This is a genomic window from Actinosynnema sp. NPDC091369, assembly GCF_044757065.1.
GTDB lineage: Bacteria > Actinomycetota > Actinomycetes > Mycobacteriales > Pseudonocardiaceae > Actinosynnema.
This window is the reverse complement of the sequence record NZ_JBIVUG010000003.1, coordinates 525,366-542,278: the sequence shown is the minus strand read 5'-3', so window position 1 is coordinate 542,278 and position 16,913 is coordinate 525,366. Positions and strand designations below refer to the sequence as shown.

The following is a 16,913-nucleotide window of genomic DNA, read 5'->3' as shown; positions in this document are numbered from 1 at the left end:
GTGTCCGCGCCGCAAACCGGGCACAACCCCCGAATGGACGCTCGCTCTGGGCGAACACCTACCGGAAACAATCCCGGGCTCACCTTGGTTGAGCCAGTCAGACTCAACTTTGGAGGGACTCATGGGCGAGACGTTGGTGCTGCCGGTGCTGCCGCTGGACGACGTGGTCGTGCTGCCGGGCATGGTCGTGCCGATCCGGATCAGCGGCTCGGACGCCACCGCCGAGGCCCGCGCCGCGATCGAAGCCGCGACGGCCGCGGGCGGCCAGTCGAAGGTCCTGCTGGTGCCCCGGCTGGACGGCAAGTACGCGAAGGTGGGCACGCTGGCGCTGATCGAGCAGGTCGGCAGGCTGTCCGGCGGCGAGCGCGCGGCCGTCGTGCGCGGCACGGAGCGGGTCCGCATCGGCACCGGCACCACGGGCCCCGGCGCGGCCCTGTGGGTCGAGGCCACCATCACCGACGAAGCACCGGTCGACGACCACACCCGGGAACTGGCCCGCGAGTACCGCGCGCTGGTCACCACGATCCTCCAGCAGCGCGGCGCGTGGCAGGTGGTCGACTCGGTCCAGCAGGTGGACGACCCGTCCGCCCTGGCCGACCTGGCCGGCTACGCCTCGTACCTCAGCGACGAGCAGAAGGTCTGGCTGCTGGAGACCAGCGACGTCACCGAGCGGCTGGAGAAGCTGCTCGAGTGGGGTCGCGAGTACCTGACCGAGCTGGACGTCGCCGAGACCATCCGCAAGGACGTCAAGGAAGGCGTCGAGAAGCAGCAGCGGGAGTTCCTGCTGCGCCAGCAGCTCGCCGCGATCCGCAAGGAGCTGGCCGAGCTCGACGGCAAGCCCGCCACCGAGGAGCAGGACTACCGGGCCCGCGTCGAAGGCGCGGACCTGCCCGACAACGTCCGCAAGGCCGCCCTGGCCGAGGTCGACAAGCTGGAGCGCACCGCCGAGCAGTCACCCGAGGTCGGCTGGATCCGCACCTGGCTGGACACCGTCCTGGACATGCCGTGGAACGAGCGCACCGAGGACGCCTACGACATCGCGGGCGCGCGCGCCGTCCTCGACGCCGACCACGCGGGCCTGGACGACGTCAAGGAGCGCATCACCGAATACCTGGCCGTGCGGCGCCGCCGCGCCGACCGCGGCCTCGGCGTCGTGGGCGGTCGCCGTTCCGGCGCGGTCCTGGCCCTCGTCGGCCCTCCCGGCGTCGGCAAGACCTCCCTGGGCGAGTCGGTCGCCCGCGCCATGGGCCGCAAGTTCGTCCGCGTCGCCCTGGGCGGCGTCCGCGACGAAGCCGAGATCCGCGGCCACCGCCGCACCTACGTGGGCGCGCTGCCGGGCCGGATCGTCCGGGCCATCTCCGAAGCGGGCTCGATGAACCCGGTCGTCCTCCTGGACGAGATCGACAAGGTGGGCGCCGACTACCGGGGCGACCCCACCGCCGCCCTCCTCGAAGTCCTCGACCCGGCCCAGAACCACACGTTCCGCGACCACTACCTCGAAGTCGAGCTGGACCTCTCCGACGTCGTCTTCCTGGCCACCGCGAACGTCCTGGAATCCATCCCGGGCCCCCTGCTGGACCGCATGGAACTGGTCCAGCTCGACGGCTACACGGAGGACGAGAAGGTCACCATCGCCCGCGACCACCTCCTGCCCCGCCAGGTCGAACGAGCCGGCCTGACCACCGACGACGTCACGATCACCGAAGCCTCCCTGCGCAAGCTGGCCGGCGAGTACACCCGCGAGGCCGGCGTCCGCCAACTGGAGCGCTCCCTCGCCCGGATCCTCCGCAAGGTCACCGCCCGCGTCGCCCTCGACCACACCGAACTCCCGGTCGCCGTCGACGTCCCCGACCTCCGCACCTACCTGGGCTCGCCCAAGCACACCCCGGAGTCGGCCGAGCGCACCGCCGTCCCCGGCGTCGCGACCGGCCTGGCGGTCACCGGAGCCGGCGGCGACGTCCTCTTCGTCGAGGCATCCCTGGCCCCCGCCGAAACCGGGGCGCCGGGCGTCACCCTGACCGGCCAACTGGGCGACGTCATGAAGGAATCGGCCCAGATCGCCCTGTCCTACCTGCGCTCCCACGACGACCGCGCCGAAGCGCTGGCCAACCGCAACGTCCACATCCACGTCCCCGCCGGCGCGGTCCCGAAGGACGGCCCCTCCGCCGGCGTCACCATGACCACCGCCCTGGCCTCCCTGCTCTCGGGCCGCCCGGTCCGCTCCGACGTCGCCATGACCGGCGAAGTCTCCCTGACCGGCCGCGTCCTCCCGATCGGCGGCGTCAAGCAGAAACTCCTCGCCGCCCACCGCGCCGGCATCACCACCGTCCTCATCCCCCAACGCAACGAACCCGACCTGGACGACGTCCCCGAATCCGTCCGCACCGAACTGACCGTCCACCTCGTCTCCGACGTCCAACAAGTCCTGAACCTCGCCCTGGAACCAGCCACCACCACCATCTCCACCACCACAGCCGCCTAATCACCCCACCCACAACGCACCCGCAGCCAACTCACAAGGCTCGATGTGACATCGTGCCCGTAAGGGCCCGATGTCACATCGAGCCGGACTCTCCCCCGAGCCGCCTCGCCCCACCCTCACCTCAAATTGCACAGCTCCAACGGCACCCCGCCCGCCGTCCAACACGGCAGGTACCCCGCATCCTTCATCCGCACCCGCGCCCCGTCGTGCTCCCGCACGTACCCCACGAACCGCCCCACCAACGACCCCGCCGCCGGCTCCGACCGCGTGACCAGGTACTCCACCGTCCAGAACGGGTACCCGGCCTCCACCCCCGCCGCCGCGTCGAACACCTTCCCGTCCAACGCCAACGCCGTCAGCGCGTTCGTCTTGCGCGCCTCCGCCACCGAAGGCGCGTCCGCGTACCCGATCGCCCCCTCGACCGCGCCGATCTCCCGCACCACATCGGCGTTCTCGTCCCGCTCGCACCGGATCACCGGCGCCTCCGGGGCCCGGTCCTTCACCCGGCGGTCGTTGGACGACAACGCGCTCTCGCTCCCACCCAGCACCCGCCGCTCGAACAGCTCCCGCGTCCCCGACTCGCCGCCCCGCCCCACGATCCGGATCGGCAGCGACGCCCCGCCCCGCAACTGGCTCCAGTCCGTGTACGCACCGGCGTAGATCCCGCGCAACTGCTCCACCGTGACGGCGTCGAGCCCGACCGAGCTGTGCACGACCACGTGGTAGACCACGATCGCCAACTGCTGGGCGAACACGCCCCGCACGTCCTGCTTGCCGTCCGACAACGCCACCACCCCCTCCCCTCCCTCCGCGCCCGCCACCTCGCGCACACCCTGGATGCTGCCGGTCGCGGTCGTCGTGATGTCCGCGCCGGGGCACGCCCGCTCGTACTGCTCGGCGATGGCGGCCATGGTCGGCATGAACACGCTCGACCCCTCCACCCGCACCTTCCCCGTCGCGCACGCCACCGTCGCGTCCGTCGAACCGGGCGGCCAAGCCAGCACCAGCACCGCCACCAACACCGCGGCCAGCCCGCCGGTCAGCCTGGGCAGGGTGATCAGCCGCTCCGGACGCTCGTCGTGCACGATCCCCGTGCCGCCCAGGTCCCCGACGACCTTCACGTCCTTGCCCAGCTCGCCGTCCCGGTTGGCGTCCGGCTCGCGCAGCACCACCAGCAGCTTGAACTTCTGCTTGCGCCGCAGCACCAGCTTCTCCAGCCGCACGCCGCCACACCGGCTCGCCCGGCGGGTCCGCGGTCACCGCCGGCCCGCCCCACCGGGCCACGCGCTGCGCCATCCGCTCCCGCACCGTCGGCAGCGACGCCTTCGCCGGGCTCGCCCCCGACCCGAAGAACTGGAGGCTGCGCCGGATCTCGGCCTTCATCTCCTCCGAGCCCGCCTCGGACACCCTCGCGTTCCAGACCACCCGGTCGCCGAAGGTGAACGTCAGCGGCTTGTCGAAGTCCTCGGCGTCGATGTCGTAGCTGCCGGTGTTGCGGACCCGGATCACCACGATGCTCATCCGGTCCAGCACCCGCACCAGCTCGCGCAGCTGCGGCGAGTTCGGGTCGGTGCCGTCGTGCAACCGCTCCGGCCCGAGACCGATCCTGGAGTTGTAGAGCACCCGGAACCCGAGCCTCTTGCGGCGCACGAAGAGCCGGTCGATGACCGGCGTCGCGAACAGCAGCCCGATCGCGAGCGGCACCGGACCGGGACCACCGAGGAAGTCCAACGCGGACCGCAGCACCTGCACACCGGTTCTCGGTCGGCGAACCGACCGAGAACCGGACCACCACCGGGTGTTCACGGTGGTTTCACCCCGACGTCACCGACCTCAGTGGCCGACGTCGATCACCACCCGGGTCGGCGAGTCGAGCAGGAACACGCGGTGCCACGAGTCGCTCCGCAGGCCGAGCCCGACCGTGAGGTTGGCCTCGAAGTCCCCGGTGATCGCGACCGCCTGGACGTTGGTCAACCCGGGCGTCCCGAACTGCCGGGGACCGGTGTAGGTCGGGTTGCCGGCGTCGTCGTGCGCGGCGGCCGGCGCGAGGCGCACCTCCAGGAAGTACGCGCCCGGCAGCGGGACCGGCTCACCGGACCCGTCGTAGCGGAGCTGGTCGACGCACCGGACGAAGAACTCCGGGCGGCTGCCGACGAGGTCGAGCACCACCCGGTCGAAGTCGACGTGCCTGCCGGTGCGGATGCCGGTCAACACCGGCGTCTGCGTCGTCGAGGACGCGGACGCGGACACGGACGCGGCCGGGACCACGACCCCGACCGCGGCCAGGACGAACACGAGCAGTGCGAGTTTTCTGGGACGGCTGTTCATGGCGGCCCTCCAAAGGGGCTTCCAGGGCTCCGGCACGTGGCTCGAACCGGTACACCCGAACAGACGTGTCACACGTCACACGGTTGCTTTCGGGTCGGCCAGGAAATCGTCCAGCACCACCGGCGTCAACCCGTCGGCCTTGCACCGCTCCAGGAACGCCAGGAAGTCCTCCACGAACGTGTGCCGGAAGTGCATCAGCACGATGTCGCCCGCGTTGAGCCGCCCACCGGCCTGGAACTGCACCACCCCGTCGTTGACCGCCGCCGTCCACATCACCAGGGCGGTGAACCCGCAGTCGGCCGCCGCCCGCCGCGTGGTGAGGTCGAAGTTGCCGAACGGCGGCCGGAACAGCTTCGGCCGCGCGCCCAGCTGCGTGCGGAGCAGCTCCGCGTTGCCGCAGATCTCCTGGCGCTGGAACTCGTACGACGTGCCGGTCAGGTCCGGGTGCGTCGCCGTGTGCGCGTGCACCGACGCCAACCCGTCGAACCCCTTCCAGTACTCCGCGTACCCGTCCACGTGCTTGGAGTTGAGGAACAGGCTCGGTTCGACGCCGCTCTTGCGCATCAGCTCCACCGCGGCCGGGTGCCGGACCGCGCCGTCGTCGATCGTGATGAACACGTACGGCCGGTCCGTCTCGATCCGCCGGACGACGGGCACCATCCCGTCCACGATGGCCGGCGCCTGCTGCTGGGGTGTGCCGAAGGCGTAGGGCTGCTGGAAGACGGGAATGGTGGTCCCACCGGGCCCCGGCAGAGCCGTGGGCGGCGCGGTGGTCGTTGTCGTCGTCGTTGTCGTCGCAGTGGTGCTCACCGGCGCGGACGGCTCCTGCCGAGCCTCCGGTCGCGCCGAACAACCACCCACCACCACCGCGATGACGGCGACCAGAACCGCCACTCCCCTGGGTCTCATCCCGGGCTCCCCCTCGACCAGGCGTCACCCATCCAGGTGACGCTCACTCGACGTGAGACGCCAAGCGGATCACTCAGGTTGCTCACAGCTCCGCATCAACTCCGCACACCGACCCACCACCGATCCGCCACTCGTCCACCGCACCACCCCAGCGCACCACCCCTCTGCGCCCCCCGCACGCCGGCGATAGGGTCGTTCGGGTCTGTCCCGCAAGATCACGTGTGGAGGACCCGATGAGCCTCGAACGCCCCGTAGCGCCCGACCCGTACTCGCTGCTCCCGCAGGTGGCGTCGTTCACGGTCAGCTCGACCGACGTGTCCGACGGCCAACCCCTGGCGGACGCGCACGTGTTCGAGGCCGGCAACACCTCGCCGCAGCTGAGCTGGACCGGGTTCCCGCCGGAGACCAAGAGCTTCGTGGTCACCTGCTTCGACCCGGACGCGCCCACCCCGTCCGGCTTCTGGCACTGGGTCGTGGTGAACATCCCGGCGTCGGTGACCTCGCTCGACACCGGCGCGGGCGCGTCGGACGACGGGCTGCCCGACGGCGCGTTCCACGTCCGCAGCGACTTCGGCACCCGCGCGTTCGGCGGCGCCGCCCCGCCGCCCGGCGACCAGGTGCACCGCTACTACTTCGTGGTGCACGCGGTGGACGTGGAGAAGCTCGACGTCGACGGCGACGCGTCCCCCGCCGTGGTGAGCTTCAACCTGGCGTTCCACACCCTGGCCCGCGCGATCATCGCGCCGACCTACGCCCACTGATGCCCCGAACCCGGCCCGGACCCCACCCCCGGACCGAACCACGGACCGCACCCCGGTCACACCGCCGGGAACAAGCGTCCGACCGCACGGGTTGCAGCACGACGTGAGGCACTTCGACCTGGTCATCATCGGCACCGGTTCCGGCAACTCCATCGCGGACGAGCGGTTCGCCGGCTGGAACATCGCGATCGTCGAGAAGGGCGTCTTCGGCGGCACGTGCCTGAACGTCGGGTGCATCCCCACCAAGATGTTCGTGCACACCGCCGACGTCGCCGCCGCGCCCGCCTCGGGTGCGCGGCTGGGCGTGGACGCCCACCTGGACGGCGTGCGGTGGACCGACGTGCGCGACCGCATCTTCGGCCGCATCGACCCCATCTCCGAGGGTGGCCGCCACTGGCGGGCCGAGGAGAACGCCAACGTCACCGTCTACGAGGGCACGGCCCGGTTCACCGGCCCGAAGACCCTGGACACGGGCACCGGCGAGGTGATCACCGCGGACCGGTTCGTGCTCGCCGCGGGCAGCCGCCCGGTGATCCCGGACGTGGCCGACCTCGACACCACCGGCTACCACACCAGCGACACCATCATGCGGCTCGACGCCCTGCCCCGTCGCCTCACCATCCTGGGCAGCGGTTTCGTGGCCGCGGAGTTCGCGCACGTGTTCTCGTCGTTCGGCGTGGAGGTGACCGTCGTCGGGCGGTCCGACCTGCTGCTGCGCCACGAGGACCGCGAGGTCGCGACCCGCTTCACGCAGGTCGCGTCGGAGAAGTGGGACGTGCGGCTCAAGCGCAAGGCGGTGCGGGCCGAGCGGGTCGACGGCGTGGTGCGGCTGCACCTGGAGGGCCCGGACGGCGCGGAGGTCGTGGAGTCCGACGAGCTGCTGGTGGCGGTCGGCCGCACGCCGAACTCGGACCTGCTCGACCTGGCCGCCACCGGCGTGGACGTGCACCCCGACGGCCGCGTGGTCGTCGACTCCCGCCAGCGCACGTCCGTCGAGGGCATCTACGCGATGGGCGACGTCAGCTCGGAGTACCAGCTCAAGCACGTGGCCAACCACGAAGCGCGGGTCGTGCAGCACAACCTGCTGCACCCGGACGAGCCGATCGAGTCGGACCACCGGTTCGTGCCGGCCGCCGTGTTCTCGTCGCCGCAGATCGCCTCGGTCGGGCTGACCGAGGAGCAGGCCGTCGAGCGCGGCGTGCGGTACGTGGCCGCGTCGCAGGCGTACGCGTCGATCGCGTACGGCTGGGCGATGGAGGACGACACGGGGTTCGCGAAGGTCCTGGCGGACCCGGACACCGGGCTCATCCTCGGCGCGCACGTGATCGGGCCGCAGGCGTCGAGCGTGATCCAGCCGGTCATCCAGGCGATGAGCTTCGGCCTGGACGCCCGGACGATGGCCCGCGGCCAGTACTGGATCCACCCGGCGATGCCCGAGGTCATCGAGAACGCGCTGCTCAACCTGCCGCTGGCCCACTGAGCCCACCAGCGCCGCCCAAGCGCTCGATCAACGGGAGACCCGGTCGTACCCCTCGTGCGACCGGGTCTCCCCGTTCGTGTCCGTAACCGACACATCGCACGGTGAAGACGAGGCGTTATCAGCTACGAGGTCCGCGGCGCCGGTTACACGGTCCGCGGCCGGCCCGCGACCCACCCCAGCGCCGTCAGCGCGACCAGCAGACCCACCAGGACCAGCATCGACAGCGTCCACGCCCCGGTCGCACCGCGCAGCACGCCGAACGCGAACGGCCCGGCGGCCGAGATCAGGTAGCCGATGCTCTGCGCCATCGCGGACAGCCGCGCGGTGTCCGCACCGGAGGACGTCCGCAGCGAGATCATCACCAGTGCGAGCGGGAACATGCCCATGCCCACGCCGATCAGCACGACCCACAACCCGGGTGCCGCCGCGGGCGCGAGGGCCAGGCCCAGCACACCCAGCACCGACAGCGCGCCCAACACCAGCACCAGCCACGACTGCGAGGCCCGGCGCGCCGCCAGCGGCGGCACGATCAGGCTCACCGGCACGCCCAGCACCATCGTGATGGCCAGCAGCAGCCCGGCGGTCGTCCGGTCCACCCCGGAGTCGACCAGGATCTGCGGCAACCAGCCCATCACCGTGTAGGCCAGCAGCGACTGCAACCCGAAGAAGACCGTGATCACCCAGGCCAGCGGGCTGCGCAGCAGCGACCGACCGGCCTTCACCGACCGGGTCGCCGGGCGCGTCGACAACCCGTGCCGGGCGCCCGCCAGCCACACCAGCAGCGCCGCCAGCGACAGGAACGCCCACGCGCCGACGGCCAGCCGCCACGACCCGAACGCCGACTCCAGCCCCGGCGTGAAGGCCGCGCCGACCGCCGCCCCGGCCGCCAGCGCGGCCGTGTAGACGCCGGTCACGAGCCCCACGCGCCCCGGGAACGACTCCTTCACCACCACCGGGATCAGCACGTTGCACACCGCGATCCCGGCGCACGCGATGAACGTGCCGCCGAGCACCGCGGCCGGGCCGTCCACGACCCGCAGCACCAGGCCGACCGTCAGCACCAGCAACGACAGCGCGACCGCGCGCGCCATCCCGAGCCGCCGGCCCAACCAGGGGGCCAGGAACGCGGCGAAGCCGAAGCACAGCGTCGGCACGGCGGTCAGCACGCTGGTCCACGCGGTCGTGACGCCCAGCGAGGCGCGCACGTCGCCCAGCACGGAGGCCAGGCTCGTGACGGCCGGGCGGAGGTTCGCGGCGGCCAGCGCTACGCCGATCGCCAACAAGGTGCTGCCGACCAGGGCAACTTGGCGGTTCCGGCGCACCACACCGGCAGCCGTGCGGCCAGGATGGTCGGCAATCGTCGCATTGGCACCGCCATCGGTGGCAGTGTGGGCAGTCGACGGTGACCAGTCTGGCCGGGTCTGCTGGATTGGCACCCGGCTACTATCGCAGACATGGGATGTTCGGATGAAAGGATGACGCTGTGCCGTTGGCCACTACTCGGCGGGCCGGGCTCGTCGACCAGGTGATCGACCAGATGAGGGGGGCGATCGCCGCCGGTGAATGGCCGGTCGGCCGCCGCATCCCACCGGAGCCGGAGCTGGTCACCGCCCTGGGCGTGGGTCGCAACACCGTGCGGGAGGCGGTGCGCGCGTTGTCCCACGCGGGACTGCTGGAGGTGCGCCAGGGCGACGGCACGTTCGTCCGCGCGACCAGCGAGCTGTCCGGCGCGGTCCGCCGGCTGTGCGGCAGCGAGCTGCGCGAGGTCCTCCAGGTCCGGCGGACGCTGGAGGTCGAGGGCGCACGACTGGCCGCCACCCACCGCACCGAGGACGACCTCCGCCGGCTCGAGGAGCTGCTGGCCGAGCGGGACGAGGCGCTGACCGCCAAGGACTGGGCGCGGCTGGTCGAGCGGGACACCGCGTTCCACGTGCTGCTCGTGCAGTGCTCGCACAACACCCTGCTGGCCGAGCTGTACCAGGGGCTCACCGAAGCGGTCCGGGCCAGCATCACGGCCACCGTGGAAACCGACCACGAGGACGACCAGGTGTCGCACACCGGTCTGCTCGACGCCGTGCGCGACCGCGACGCGGCCCGGGCCGCCGCCGAAGCGGGCGGCTTCCTGGAGGACCTGCTCAAGCGGCACAAGGACTGACGCGCGAGGCCCGACCGCCCCGTGCCCCTGACGCGCGGGGCCGCACGAGCGCCGTCATCACGGACCGGAACCGTCCGCGATCATGCCTACAGTCGGAGCCATGAGCGCAGCGACTTCCGCGACCGAGGCCATCACGCCGTTCCGGGTCGAGATCCCGCAGGCCGACATCGACGACCTGCGGGCACGCCTGGCCGGCGCGCGCTGGCCGACCGACCTGCCCGGCGCGGGCTGGGACTACGGCGTGCCGGTGGCGTACCTGCGGGAGCTGGCCGACCACTGGCTGCACCGCTACGACTGGCGCGCCTGGGAGGCCAGGCTCAACGCCCACCCCCAGTTCACCACCACGATCGACGGCCAGACCGTGCACTTCCTGCACGTGCGCTCGCCGAAGGCCGACGCGCTGCCGATCGTGCTCACCCACGGCTGGCCCGGCTCGGTGGTGGAGTTCCTCGACGTGATCGAGCCGTTGTCGCGCGACTTCCACCTCGTCATCCCGTCCATCCCCGGCTTCGGCTTCTCCGGCCCCACCAACGACACCGGCTGGGACGTGCCGCGCATCGCCCGCGCGTGGGCGGAGTTGATGCGCCGCCTGGGCTACGACCGCTACGGCGCGCAGGGCGGCGACTGGGGCTCGCCGATCTCGCGGGAGCTCGGCATCATCGACGCCGAGCACGTCGTCGGCGTGCACCTCACCATGCTGCTCACGTTCCCCGGCGGTGACGCGTCCGAGCTCACCGACGCCGACTTCGAGCGGTTGGCCGGGCACGACGCGTTCCGGGAGAAGTCCGGTTACGCGCAGATCCAGGGCACCCGGCCGCACACGGTCGCGTACGGGCTGCACGACTCGCCGGTCGGCCAGCTCGCGTGGATCGCGGAGAAGTTCGAGGAGTGGACCGACCCCACCGACCGGCCCGGGGGCGCGGTCGACCGGGACCTGCTGCTGACCAACGTGTCGGTCTACTGGTTCACCGGCACCGCCGGGTCGTCCGCCCGGCTGTACAAGGAAGCCGCGGCCACCTGGGGCCGGACCCGGCCGTCGTCCACGCCCACCGCCGTCGCCGTGTTCCCGCACGAGATCACGCTCCCGGTGCGGCGGATCGCCGAGCGGACGGAGAACATCGTGCGCTGGACGGAGTTCGACCGGGGCGGGCACTTCGCGGCGATGGAGCAGCCGGAGCTGCTGGCCGGGGACATCCGGGAGTTCTTCACCGGACTCCCGGCGCGGTAAGGGCTTCCGGGCCGGGGCGGAGGCCCCCCGCGGCGGCGGATTTCCGCAGGAGGCCCCCTGGTGAGTGGCTTGACCGGGCCGCACGACGCCCCGCCCCCCGACGACCCACACCCGATAGTCGTCGCTTTCCGGCCCGCCGCAACCACGGGATGCCCGATCGTTACCTCACGCGGTCTCCCGTTGCTCCCAACAGTCGCGCAACGCCGCCAAAGTGGCGGTCACGGCGGGACGACGACCGGCCTGCGTGCGCCACACGGCGAACACGCGACGGGTCGGCGTCGGCCGGAACGGCACCGCGCGCACGGAGTCCGGCAGCGCGCCGCGGCCGAGCCGGGGCAGCAGCGCCACGCCGATCCCCTTGCCCAGCAACGCCAACTGCGTCTCGTACTCGGCGATCCGGTAGGCCAGGTCGGGTTCCATGCCCGCGCCGCGGAAGGTGTTCACCAGCCAGTCGTGGCAGATCGTGCCCTCCGGCTGGCAGATCCACCGCTCACCCGCCAGGTCCTCGGGCACCACGTGGTCCCGGTCCGCCAACGGGTGCGCCACCGGCAGCAGCACGTCCGCGACGTCCTCGCCGAGCCGCGCCCGCGACACCGGCTCGGGCACGGCCAGCGGCGCGTTGACCCAGTCGTGCGTGACGGCCAGGTCGAGCTCGCCCCGCGCCACCGCCTCCAGGCAGTCCGGCGGGTCGAGCTCGACCAACCGCACGTCCAGCTGCGGGTGGCGCTCGGCCAGCCGCACCACGGTCGCGGGCAGCAGGCCGCGCGCGGCGGTGGCGAACGCGCCGACCCGCAGCTGCCCGACGGCCGCGCCGCGCTGCTCCTCCAGCGCCACCTCGGCGTGCTCGACCAGCGCGAGCACCTGCTTGGCCGTGGCCGCCAGCAGGTGGGCGGCGTCGGTCAGCACGACGCCGCGGCCCCGGCGTTCGAGCAGCGTGGTGCGCGTTTCACGTTCCAGCTTGGCGATCTGCTGCGAGACCGCCGACGGCGTGTAGCCCAGCGCCGTGGCCGCCGCGCCGACCGAGCCGTGCTGCGCTACCGCGTGCAGGGCGCGGAGGCGTCCGAGATCAAGCATGTAGCGATCCTAAACCCAAAGCTTCAGAACTCGTCGCTGGTGCTAAATCGTCCGAGCGCTGAGACTCGGAGGCGTGAAACCACGCCACGTCGCGATCGCGGTGCTCGTCGCCACCATCTGGGGGGTCAACTTCGTCGTCATCAAAGTGGGGCTGCGCGACTTCCCGCCGCTGTTCTTCTCCGCGCTGCGGTTCCTCGCCGCCGCCGTGCCCGCGCTGTGGTTCGTCGGCAAGCCCAAGGTGGCGTGGAAGTGGGTCGTCGCGGTCGCGCTCGCGCTCGGCGTGGCCAAGTTCGGGTTGCTGTTCGTCGGGATGGCGGCCGGAATGCCCGCCGGGCTGTCGTCGCTGGTGCTCCAGAGCCAGGTCTTCTTCACCGTGCTGTTCGCGGCCGTGCTGCTGCGCGAACGGCCGCGACCCGTGCAGCTCGCCGGCATGGGCGTGGCGGCGACGGGGATCGTGGTGATCGCGGTCGACTACGGCGTGCGCAGCCCGCTCTCGGCCTTCCTGCTGGTCATCCTCGGCGCGGTGGCGTGGGGCCTCGCCAACGTCGCCACCCGCCACGCCCGCCCTCCGGACCCGATCAACTTCATCGTGTGGGTCAGCGCGGTCGCCGTGCTGCCGCTGTTCGGCCTGTCGCTGCTGTTCGAGGGCGCGGCGGCGGACCTGGCCGCGTTGCGCGGCCTGAGCTGGACCGGGGTGGGCGCGATCCTGTTCATCGCGTGGGTGTCCACCCTGCTCGGCTTCGGCCTGTGGAACCTGCTGCTGCGCACCTACGAGGCCAGCGCCGTCGTCCCGTTCGCCCTGCTGGTCCCGGTGGCGGGGATGCTGTCCGGTTGGCTGCTGCTCGACGAGGCGGTCACCACCGTGCGGCTGGCCGCCGCCGCCCTCGTGATCACCGGCATGGCCGCGACCACGATCAAGCGCCGCGCACCGCGCGCACCGCGACCCGAGCCGGAACCGGTCGGCTCAGCGGCGGCGTAGCTTCGCCAACCGCTTGCGCACACTGCGCACCATGTCGTACTGACCGAGCTCCTCGTAGCGCCCGATCGCGTCGAGCCACCAGCGGCGCGCCGGCTCGTGGTCCCGCACCCGGCAGGCCAGGATGCCCCGCGACACCGCCACCCGCGCCTCGCGCAGCCGGTCTCCGTGCTCGGTCGCCAGCCGCATCGCCGCGGTGTAGTACTCGTCGGCCAGGGCGTGGTGGCGGCGTTCGCGAGCGACCGTGCCGAGGTCGTGCAGGGCTTGCGCGGTGCCGGGCCGGTCGCCCAGCTCCCGGCTGAACGCCAGGAACTCCCGGTACAGCCGCTGCGCTTGCGCGTCTCGCGCGCGAGCCGGGCCGGCCGGCACGGCCTGCGCCTCGGCGGCCCGGTCGCCGATCCGCTTCGCCACGCCCACGGCCTCCCCCTCCGCCAGACCCACCGACGCCGCCGCGGCGGCGATGCTCACCTGCCGGCCGGGGTTGAGCGAGAGCAGGCGGAACAACCGCGCCTCGGTGGGCGTCAGCCGCTGGTAGGACAGGTCGAACGCGGCGTGCACGCCCGAGCTGTCGCCGAACGACAGCTCGCCCAACGCCGACACCAACGGTGACCGCGTCGTGCGCCGCGCGCACCGCCGGCTCCGGGATCGACCACACGCCTTTGTACCGCCCGCATCGGTGATTGACGACCCGCCGGTGGTGCGTTGGGCTGGGAGACGTGGAGCACCGCGTGCTGTCGGCCAGGACGATCGTGCTCTGGGCGGTCGGGTTGGGTGTCGTGGCGGCGGGGTCCGTGGTGGTCCTGCTGGTCACGCTCGGGACCGGCGATCCGCAGGACGGCGTCCGGCTGGACGTGGTCCGCACCGCGTCCAGCATCGTGCTCGGCACGGGCGGCGCGGCGGCGTTGCTGCTCACCGCGCGCCGCCAGCGGTACGCGGAGCTGGACCTCGTGCAGAAGGACCACGACGCCACCGAGCGCCGGGTCACCGAGCTGTACGGCAAGGCCGCCGACCAGCTGGGCAGCGACAAGGCGCCGGTGCGGCTGGCCGGCCTGTACGCGCTGGAACGCCTGGCGCAGGGCAACCCGGCGCACCGGCAGACGATCGTGCACCTGATCTGCGCCTACCTGCGGATGCCGTTCACCCCGCCGCCCGAGGCGCGGGTCCGGACGCGGGTCGGTCCGCGCGACGCGCACCGGTTCCAGGAGCTGGAGGTCCGCCAGACCGCCACCGCGCTGCTGGCCGCCCACCTGCGCCCGGACCGGCCCGAGGCGTTCTGGGCCGACCTCTCGCTCGACCTGTCCCACGCGACGCTGGTGAAGCTGACCCTGACGCACGCCCGGATCGGGTCGGCGTCGTTCGCGGGCACCACGTTCGTCGGCGCGACGACGTTCCGCGGCACCGCGTTCACCGGCACCGCCGACTTCCGCGACACGCGCTTCCGCGACCTGGCCGACTTCCGGCGGGTCGAGTTCGGCGACTCCGTGTTCCGGGGCGCGGAGTTCGAGGGCGGCACGGACTTCGGCGTGCGCACCTCGGCCAAGCTGACCGGCGTCCGGACGCGGACCCGCGACGTGCGGCGGAAGTGGCCGGCGGGGTGGGTGGAGCGGGCGGCGGAGCCGGACTGGGCGGTGCTCACGGCCGTCCGGGACACCCCTTGACCCGAACGGGCGACGTATCCCCCGGCTCGCCGCCGGTACCTTCACTGTGTGACTACCCGTGAGCGGAGGTGTGACATGTGCGCCTTCTTCCGCCTGTCCCTCCCGGTGACCACGGACGACTGAGCGCGCGCCCACTCGGACGACGCCGTTTTCTCCCACGCACGGATGCGACCGCACGGGCCCCGACGGGCCGACGCGGGTAGGTCCGCCCGGCTTGCCGGTCGAGCTGCCACCCGCGGACCGTCGCGCGACCCGGTCGTCGACCCGACTCCCGCCACCGGTGGCACACCGCGCGACTTGCCGGTCGCGCGCACCGCGGTCGGACGTCGTCAGGCGACGGGCGGAGCACCCGCCGGGGGGATCACCGGCAGTCCCGGTGGCGCACCCCGTTCCAGCAACTCCCACACCGCGTCGGTGTCGAGGTGGTCGGCGACCAGGTCGCCGAGCAGGTCGAGCTGCGCGGCCCGCCGCCCGGCGAAGTCCACGTCCGGCGCGGGGGTGAATCCTTCCCGGCCCGCGTGGCCGGCGGCCCAGCGCAGCAGCGCGCGACGGAAGGCGTCGTTCTCCAGCAACCCGTGCCAGTGCGTGCCGGCGACCCGGCCGCGCAACGCGCCCTCCGGTGCGCCGTCGGGCAGCGTGACCAGGCCGTCCTCCGCGTTGCGGGTCACCACGCCGTGGTGGATCTCGTAGCCCGTCACCGGTTGGCCGAACGCGTCGCCGTGCGGCCGGCGCAACGTCTTGTCCGGCTCGAACCGCACGTCCACGTCGAGGAGGCCCAACCCGGTGACCACGCCCGCGCGCGACTCCACCGCGTCCTCGATGGTCCGGCCGAGCATCTGGAACCCGCCGCAGATGCCGAGCACCGGCCCGTCGTGCGCGGCGATCGCGTCGGCCAGGCCCGTGGCGCGCAGCCACCGCAGGTCCGCCACCGTCGCCTTGGACCCCGGCACGACCACGAGGTCGGCGTCGGCCAACCGGGACGGCTCGGTCACGAACCGCACCGACACGCCCGGCTCGCACGCCAGCGCCTCCACGTCCGTGGCGTTGGAGATCCGCGGCAGCCGCACCACGGCCACCCGCAGCCACTGGTCGCCGTGCGGGGGCTCCGGCCGGCCGATCACGCCGTCCGCCGCGTAGGACAGGGAGTCCTCGGCGTCCAGCCACAGCTCTTCCCGCCACGGCAGCACGCCCAGCACGGGACGCCCGGTGAGGGCGTTCAGCTGCCGCAGGCCCGGTTCGAGCAGCGCCGGGTCGCCGCGGAACTTGTTCACCACGAACCCGCCGACCAGCGCCTGGTCCGCCGGGTCGAGCAGCGCCAGCGTGCCGAACAGGTGCGCGAACACCCCGCCCCGGTCGATGTCGCCGACCACCAGCACCGGCAGGTCCGCCGCCCGCGCCAGCCCCATGTTCGCGATGTCGTTCGCCCGCAGGTTGATCTCCGCGGGCGACCCCGCGCCCTCGCAGACCACCACCTCGAAGTCGTCGCGCAGGCCGTCCAGGGTCTCCAGGACCGTGGCGAACAGCTCGGCCTTGCGCTCCCGGTAGGACAGCGCGGAGACCTCGCCCACGGCCCGTCCCAGCACCACGACCTGCGAGCTGCGGTCGCCGCCCGGCTTGAGCAGCACCGGGTTGAACCGCACGCTCGGCGCCAACCCGCACGCGGCCGCCTGCAACGCCTGCGCCCGGCCGATCTCGCCGCCGTCCGGCGTCACGACCGAGTTGTTGGACATGTTCTGCGCCTTGAACGGCGCCGTCCGCACCCCGCGCCGGGTGAGCCACCTGCACAGACCCGCCGCCAGCACGCTCTTCCCGGCGTCCGAGGTCGTGCCGGCCACCAGCAACGCACTGCGCACAATGTCCCC

General features: G+C 72.6%; 14 protein-coding genes. 7 read left to right on the top strand and 7 right to left on the bottom strand.

Features of this window, described 5'->3' with window-relative positions; all coding sequences use genetic code 11:
- The first annotated feature begins 121 nt into the window (after positions 1-121).
- Complete coding sequence (gene lon, locus ACIQMJ_RS15090) at positions 122-2,482, top strand: endopeptidase La (protein WP_499761546.1); 2,361 nt, start codon at positions 122-124, stop codon at positions 2,480-2,482.
- Between the two features lie 116 nt (positions 2,483-2,598).
- Here the strand turns inward: lon and ACIQMJ_RS15085 are convergent, their stop codons facing one another.
- From ACIQMJ_RS15085 to ACIQMJ_RS15075, 3 genes are all read right to left on the bottom strand, one after another.
- Entirely contained in the window at positions 2,599-3,705 is a 1,107-nt protein-coding gene (locus tag ACIQMJ_RS15085) for a PstS family phosphate ABC transporter substrate-binding protein (protein WP_499761545.1), read from the bottom strand.
- A gap of 610 nt (positions 3,706-4,315) precedes the next feature.
- A complete protein-coding gene (locus tag ACIQMJ_RS15080; protein WP_499761544.1) occupies positions 4,316-4,810 on the bottom strand; it encodes an AMIN-like domain-containing (lipo)protein in 495 nt (164 codons plus the stop codon).
- A gap of 75 nt (positions 4,811-4,885) precedes the next feature.
- A complete protein-coding gene (locus ACIQMJ_RS15075) occupies positions 4,886-5,719 on the bottom strand; it encodes a polysaccharide deacetylase family protein (RefSeq protein ID WP_499761543.1) in 834 nt (277 codons plus the stop codon).
- A gap of 233 nt (positions 5,720-5,952) precedes the next feature.
- Here ACIQMJ_RS15075 and ACIQMJ_RS15070 point away from each other — a divergent pair, with 233 nt between their 5' ends.
- A complete protein-coding gene (locus ACIQMJ_RS15070) occupies positions 5,953-6,480 on the top strand; it encodes a YbhB/YbcL family Raf kinase inhibitor-like protein (RefSeq protein ID WP_499761542.1) in 528 nt (175 codons plus the stop codon).
- A gap of 103 nt (positions 6,481-6,583) precedes the next feature.
- A complete protein-coding gene (locus ACIQMJ_RS15065) occupies positions 6,584-7,960 on the top strand; it encodes a mycothione reductase (protein WP_499761541.1) in 1,377 nt (458 codons plus the stop codon).
- 143 nt (positions 7,961-8,103) lie between these two features.
- Here ACIQMJ_RS15065 and ACIQMJ_RS15060 read toward each other — a convergent pair whose 3' ends face one another.
- Positions 8,104-9,282 (bottom strand): MFS transporter, encoded by a 1,179-nt coding sequence (locus ACIQMJ_RS15060; RefSeq protein WP_499761828.1) that lies wholly within the window; start codon positions 9,280-9,282, stop codon positions 8,104-8,106.
- A gap of 161 nt (positions 9,283-9,443) precedes the next feature.
- Between ACIQMJ_RS15060 and ACIQMJ_RS15055 the strand changes: the two genes are divergently transcribed.
- Entirely contained in the window at positions 9,444-10,115 is a 672-nt protein-coding gene (locus tag ACIQMJ_RS15055) for a FadR/GntR family transcriptional regulator (protein ID WP_499761540.1), read from the top strand.
- Positions 10,116-10,215: 100 nt separating this feature from the next.
- Positions 10,216-11,343, top strand: a complete 1,128-nt coding sequence (locus ACIQMJ_RS15050; protein ID WP_499761539.1) for an epoxide hydrolase family protein — start codon at positions 10,216-10,218, stop codon at positions 11,341-11,343.
- Positions 11,344-11,508: 165 nt separating this feature from the next.
- On the opposite strand, the gene ACIQMJ_RS15045 is transcribed toward ACIQMJ_RS15050, so the two are convergent.
- Positions 11,509-12,417 carry a LysR family transcriptional regulator gene (locus ACIQMJ_RS15045; protein ID WP_499761538.1) on the bottom strand — a complete coding sequence of 303 codons (909 nt, stop codon included), beginning with the start codon at positions 12,415-12,417 and terminating at the stop codon, positions 11,509-11,511.
- A 73-nt stretch (positions 12,418-12,490) separates the two neighbouring features.
- Here ACIQMJ_RS15045 and ACIQMJ_RS15040 point away from each other — a divergent pair, with 73 nt between their 5' ends.
- Positions 12,491-13,396, top strand: a complete 906-nt coding sequence (locus tag ACIQMJ_RS15040; RefSeq protein WP_499761537.1) for an EamA family transporter — start codon at positions 12,491-12,493, stop codon at positions 13,394-13,396.
- Here ACIQMJ_RS15040 and ACIQMJ_RS15035 read toward each other — a convergent pair.
- Positions 13,382-13,993 (bottom strand): hypothetical protein, encoded by a 612-nt coding sequence (locus ACIQMJ_RS15035; protein ID WP_499761536.1) that lies wholly within the window; start codon positions 13,991-13,993, stop codon positions 13,382-13,384. The genes ACIQMJ_RS15040 and ACIQMJ_RS15035 overlap by 15 nt on opposite strands.
- Positions 13,994-14,109: 116 nt before the next feature.
- Here ACIQMJ_RS15035 and ACIQMJ_RS15030 point away from each other — a divergent pair, with 116 nt between their 5' ends.
- A complete protein-coding gene (locus ACIQMJ_RS15030) occupies positions 14,110-15,051 on the top strand; it encodes a pentapeptide repeat-containing protein (protein ID WP_499761535.1) in 942 nt (313 codons plus the stop codon).
- A gap of 329 nt (positions 15,052-15,380) precedes the next feature.
- Here the strand turns inward: ACIQMJ_RS15030 and ACIQMJ_RS15025 are convergent, their stop codons facing one another.
- Positions 15,381-16,904 (bottom strand): cobyric acid synthase, encoded by a 1,524-nt coding sequence (locus tag ACIQMJ_RS15025; RefSeq protein WP_499761534.1) that lies wholly within the window; start codon positions 16,902-16,904, stop codon positions 15,381-15,383.
- Positions 16,905-16,913 lie beyond the last annotated feature (9 nt).

What these genes read in the sequence shown, in the direction of transcription:
- lon (WP_499761546.1), top strand. Translation starts at nt 122, where the DNA reads ATGGGCGAGACGTTGGTGCTGCCGGTGCTGCCGCTGGACGACGTGGTC.
- ACIQMJ_RS15080 (WP_499761544.1), bottom strand. Translation starts at nt 4,810, where the DNA reads ATGAACAGCCGTCCCAGAAAACTCGCACTGCTCGTGTTCGTCCTGGCC.
- ACIQMJ_RS15075 (WP_499761543.1), bottom strand. Translation starts at nt 5,719, where the DNA reads ATGAGACCCAGGGGAGTGGCGGTTCTGGTCGCCGTCATCGCGGTGGTG.
- ACIQMJ_RS15070 (WP_499761542.1), top strand. Translation starts at nt 5,953, where the DNA reads ATGAGCCTCGAACGCCCCGTAGCGCCCGACCCGTACTCGCTGCTCCCG.
- ACIQMJ_RS15050 (WP_499761539.1), top strand. Translation starts at nt 10,216, where the DNA reads ATGAGCGCAGCGACTTCCGCGACCGAGGCCATCACGCCGTTCCGGGTC.
- ACIQMJ_RS15045 (WP_499761538.1), bottom strand. Translation starts at nt 12,417, where the DNA reads ATGCTTGATCTCGGACGCCTCCGCGCCCTGCACGCGGTAGCGCAGCAC.